This is a genomic window from Mycetocola sp. (assembly GCF_046716805.1).
Taxonomy (GTDB): domain Bacteria; phylum Actinomycetota; class Actinomycetes; order Actinomycetales; family Microbacteriaceae; genus Mycetocola_A.
The window spans coordinates 1-4,572 of record NZ_JBKJWH010000175.1 but is presented as its reverse complement, the minus strand read 5'-3'; the positions used below and the strand labels follow the sequence as shown (position 1 = coordinate 4,572).

Sequence of the window (4,572 nt, the reverse complement as noted above, 5' to 3'; positions counted from 1 at the left end):
AGTGCTTTCCGGTCATGGTTGAGAGCGCCACCAGGAGGTGGCGCTGGAGAGCTGTCGCTCTAAAGTGACGAATCGATGCGGGCCGCGGGCCCGATCATGGCGCCGGGATGCCGTGTGCCGCCTGGCTTTGCTCGGCGTGTGCAACCGCCTCGTCCCAGGTAGCTCCTCGCTGGAGCATTTTGCGGTACGCGCGGAGCGAGGTCCCGTACTCCACGGACGCAACGGCATGGAAGGCAGCCCCGTCGCCGTAAAGCACCAGGAATTCCCCGGATTCGAGGGATCCTTCGGCGACGAACATCGAGTCCTCAGGCCGCCGGTGACCGTAAACCTGAAGCTTGCGGTCGTACTGGTCGGTCCAGAAGTAGGGCACCACGGTGTACGGGGTCCCACTTCCTGTCAGGATCTCGTTCGCGACGTGCCGGCCCTGTTCGAGCGCGTTGGTCCAGTGCTCGATCCGCCGCCGGCTGTCGTGTGCTGGCGAATCGATATTGGCAACGTCTCCCGCGGCGTAGATGCCAGGCACGTTGGTTCGCCCGCTCGCGTCACATACGACGCCGTCCGCGAGGTCGACCCCGGAACCGATGAGCCAGTCGGTGTTCGGCGTGACCCCGATCCCGGCGATCACGTATTCCGTGGAATGGACGGAACCGTCCGCGAAGTGCACGGTGAAGTCGCCGTCCACGCCGCCGACTGATTCCACTGCGGCGTTAAGGATGAATTTCACTCCGTGCTCGACATGCAGGTCGAAGATTGTTTGCGCGACGTCCCTTCCCAAGGTCGCTTCGAGCGGCATGGAGCCTGCACCGACGACGGTCACGGTGATTCCGCGCTCACGCAGGCTTGCCGCGACCTCCATGCCGATCAGGCCGCAGCCGATGACAGTGATATTCCGGTGCCGGTCGACCGCCGATCGGATCGTTGCGAGGTCATCGAGTGTTCGAAGGGCAGGAAGGGTGGCCCCTCCCTCTGTAACGAGCCGGCGCGGGCTGCTTCCCGTGGCGATGACGACCGCGTCATACGGGAGTGGCGCGCCGTCGGTTGTAATCACGTAGCGGCGGTCGATGTCGAGTCCGGCGGCACCAACGCCGAGCCTCAGGTCGATTCGGTTCGCTTCGAAGTGGGCGTCAGGACCTGGGCGGAGGGCTTGGGCTGGCGGGCTGTCGCCGTCTGTTGCAAGCAGGGACTTCGACAATGGCGGACGGTCGTACGGGAGGTGCCGCTCATCGCTCAGAACGGTGATCTCGCCCTCGAATCCGCCGTCACGCAACGCATCCGCCGCGCTGATTCCGGCTACCGAGGCGCCGACGATGATGATGTTGTTTGTTGCTGGGGACATGGTCAGTCGACCGTTCCAATGGAAATGGCGCGGGCCGGGCAGCTGCGCACGGCTTCCTCCAGGTCTTCGAGTTCGGATGCGTCTGCGACGTCACGTTGGACGACGGCGACGCGGGCGCCCTTCGGGAGGGCGAACACTTCGGGATGGATGCTCACACAGGTGCCGTACGCGAGACACCGTCCGGTGTCGAGCTTGATGGAGATCTGGCCCGATGTTGCTGCGGCGGTCACAGGAAGAGCCCCAGGTTCGGTGTTGCGAGGCTGGTCTCGGTGAGGATCACCTCGCGCCGTTGCAGTCTCGCTCCGGCGGGTGTGATGCGGATAAGGTCGTTGCGACGCGCGGGGATGAGGTCGAAATAGGTGTCGATGCCACGCTGGCGGTACAACACCAGCGCGCTGGCAACCGCATAGACGCCCGCTTCGTCGGTCGTGCGCACTTCGATGCTGCCGACAAGTCGCAGGGTTCGCGACGGGGGGACTTCCGAGTAGGCGATGCCGGTGTTGTAGCGGTCGATCCGGGTGCGAACCGCCGCCTTGTCGTCACGGATCCGGAAGGCACCGCGGATGACCTCGTCCTTGGGCAGTTCGGTTGAGACACGGATGGGCGTTTCGTAGTGGATCTCGTCGTCGAGAAGCAGGTACCAGGCCTCTAGGTCGCCCTCGTCGAGGAGGCGCGCCTCTGTTCCGAGGAACTGTTCCATGGTCGCGCGCACCGTCACGAGATCGGTGGTGTCAGTGGTTTCGATCATGGCGGTCAGTGTCCTTCACAGTCGTGCGTGCTGGCGGGGTCGACGGTTCTGGCGGGTGCGCCCTTGCGCATTTCCTTGAGCCATTTGCGATAGAAGGCGAGCTGGTTGTGTTCGCCGTATCCGGTGTTCCGTCGGATTCCTGGGCCGGTCCAGGTGGGGTCCGGGGATTGGTCTACCTCGCTGTTGTTGCCCTGCTGGAAGCTGAAGGCCATGCCTTCCTTGCGCATCCAGGGGCTGGCGGCGGCACGCGGGATGCCTTCCCACGCGACGGTGTCGTCCTGCTCGAAGATGCCTGCGGAGCCGAAGACGAACTGCCCGGTGGTGTAGTGCTCGAGCACCTCCTCCTCGGTTTGGAAGTCCCAGACGAACTGCCAGCTCCACAGCTCGATTTCTCCTGGGCCGATCGGCTGCCACTGGCGGAAGCTCGTCACCACAGAGAACGGGCCACCCGGGACGGCAGGCGTGTTGAACCGGATGAAGCTCAGGTTCGGGAAGATCGTCCCGACCGTGGGCGGCTCGTGGTTCACGACGTGCAGTTGCGCTTCGTCGAGCCCCGAAAGGTCGAAGTGCTGGGTGACCTCCGGCGGGTAGCCCCAGAGGACGTAACCGGGGTGGATGGCCTTGGTCCACGCGTGACCGACGAAGTTGTGTCCCTCAGGCATTTCGTACGCACGCCCGATTTCGCATGATGCCTGGAGTCCCTGCGAAACGTGAATTTCCTCGGTGCTCCAGTGCAGTGAGTCGAGGTGGTAAACGTCGCCGGAGAAGTTCTCGGCTGCCGTCTTCCAGTCGGCCTTCACCTTGTAACGGTCCGGCGGACCGGCCACGCGCATCCCCTTGGGGTGAAGTCCGACGACGAGGTCGAGCATCCAACCGCCGCCGCCAAGGAACTCGTCGAGTTCGGGCACGTCCTCCGAGAGGGACGCGAAGATGAAGCCCTGGCGGCTCGCGACACGGGGCGCGCGCTTCAGTCCCCACTCCTTCGGGTCGAGCTTCTCGCCATAGGCGTCGACCAAGTGCGGTGTGCCGATAAGGTCCCCGGTGCTGCTGTAGGTCCACCCGTGATACGGGCACTTGAAGAATCGGCTGTTGCCCTGGTCCGTCTGGCACACCTGCGTTCCGCGGTGGCGGCAGTAATTGGAGAGAACGTTGATTCCGCCCTCGCCGTCCCGGGTGACGATCACGGGGTCGAGTCCGACGCGGCGCTGAACGAAGTCGCCGGCTTTCGGAATCTCAGTCTCGTGGGCCACGAACACCCACGTGTTCGTGAAGATGCGATCGACCTCAGCCCGAAACACCTCCGGGTCGTTGAAGATTTCGACAGGAACCAGATCGTCCTCGAGGGATGCTTCGACGCGGTCGAGGATGCGATCGAGTCGGTGCTTCCGACCGGCAGTCTGGATGATCTCGGTAGTGCTCATCTGTTTCGTCTCCTTTGACAAAAAGGCACGCGGCCGAGCGGGGCATCTCGGAACTCGGTGCTGCGGCCGGGTTCGGGACCCGGACACTTTTGAGACTACGGACGAGCAGACATCAGGGGAAACAATTGCTTTCGATGAGATACAACGATCAAATCAATAGCTGCTACGGGCGGCCGGCTGAGCTAGATCCCCAGTTGGGTAACGAGTTGATGCAGCCGCGCACGCAACCACTGGTGGGCGGGGTCATCGGTGCTGCGCTGGGTCCAGACCATCATCTCGGTCACCGGCGGAATGGTCATCGGCGGCCGGAAGTATCGGAGGTTGACCTCCTTCTCGGCGTAACGCGCGAGGTGGCCGAGGATCAGGGTCATGTAGCGGGTGCCGCGCAAGATGAAGGGCGCCATGATCGAGTTCGCCCGGATCTGCGAGTCGACTCGAATGCCCTGCGCTTCCAACTGAAGATCGGCGAACGAGGGCTGGTCACCATGCAGGGTCGCCATGTACGGCTGCGATTGAAACTGCTCGAGGCTCATCGATTCACCGACGTCCGAGTTGGCCCCGTCGACGGCGCACACATACTCATCGCTGAAGAGTTCGACGCTGGTGAATCGATCGATCTCGGGAAATACTTCGCGCGGGTAGATGAGCAAGTCGACGTCGCTGCGCCACAGGTGGCCCCCGGGATCTTCTCCGATGGGGAAGATGTTGAGGGTGACGTTCGGAGCCTCATCCGCCAACCGCTCCAACAGCGGGTGGAGGAAGATCATAGTGATGTAGTCGCTGGCCATGATGCGAAAGGTATGCCGTGTCGTTTCCGGGTCGAAAACATCGCGCTGTGTGACCAGGGAAGAGATCGATGCAAGGATGTCTCGCACAGGTTCAGTAAGCCTCTCGGCCAGCGGAGAGACGACAAGCTCACGCCCCTGGCGCACGAGGATGGGGTCTGCAAAAAGCCGACGAAGCCTCTTGAGCGTCGCGCTCATCGCCGACTGACCGATCGACAATCGAGCCGCAGCTCGGGTCACATGTCTCTCCGTCACGAGCGCGTCGAACGCAACAAGCAGGTT

Annotated in this window: 5 protein-coding genes; all 5 read right to left on the bottom strand. The window is 63.2% G+C overall.

The genetic code is table 11. The features are described from left to right. Window positions 1-94 precede the first annotated feature (94 nt). Window positions 95-1,336, bottom strand: coding sequence for an NAD(P)/FAD-dependent oxidoreductase (locus ACLQ62_RS14120; protein WP_411722269.1), 1,242 nt, complete (start codon window positions 1,334-1,336; stop codon window positions 95-97). A 2-nt stretch (window positions 1,337-1,338) separates the two neighbouring features. After that, window positions 1,339-1,566, bottom strand: a complete 228-nt coding sequence (locus ACLQ62_RS14115; RefSeq protein WP_411722268.1) for a ferredoxin — start codon at window positions 1,564-1,566, stop codon at window positions 1,339-1,341. Continuing rightward, entirely contained in the window at window positions 1,563-2,084 is a 522-nt protein-coding gene (locus tag ACLQ62_RS14110) for an aromatic-ring-hydroxylating dioxygenase subunit beta (RefSeq protein ID WP_411722267.1), read from the bottom strand. The genes ACLQ62_RS14115 and ACLQ62_RS14110 overlap by 4 nt, the downstream gene beginning before the upstream one ends. A gap of 5 nt (window positions 2,085-2,089) precedes the next feature. Further along, window positions 2,090-3,505: an aromatic ring-hydroxylating oxygenase subunit alpha gene (locus tag ACLQ62_RS14105; RefSeq protein ID WP_411722266.1), complete on the bottom strand. Its 1,416-nt coding sequence runs from the start codon at window positions 3,503-3,505 to the stop codon at window positions 2,090-2,092. Window positions 3,506-3,687: 182 nt separating this feature from the next. Further along, a partial coding sequence (locus ACLQ62_RS14100; RefSeq protein ID WP_411722265.1) for a LysR family transcriptional regulator occupies window positions 3,688-4,572 on the bottom strand: 885 nt, incomplete at its 5' end.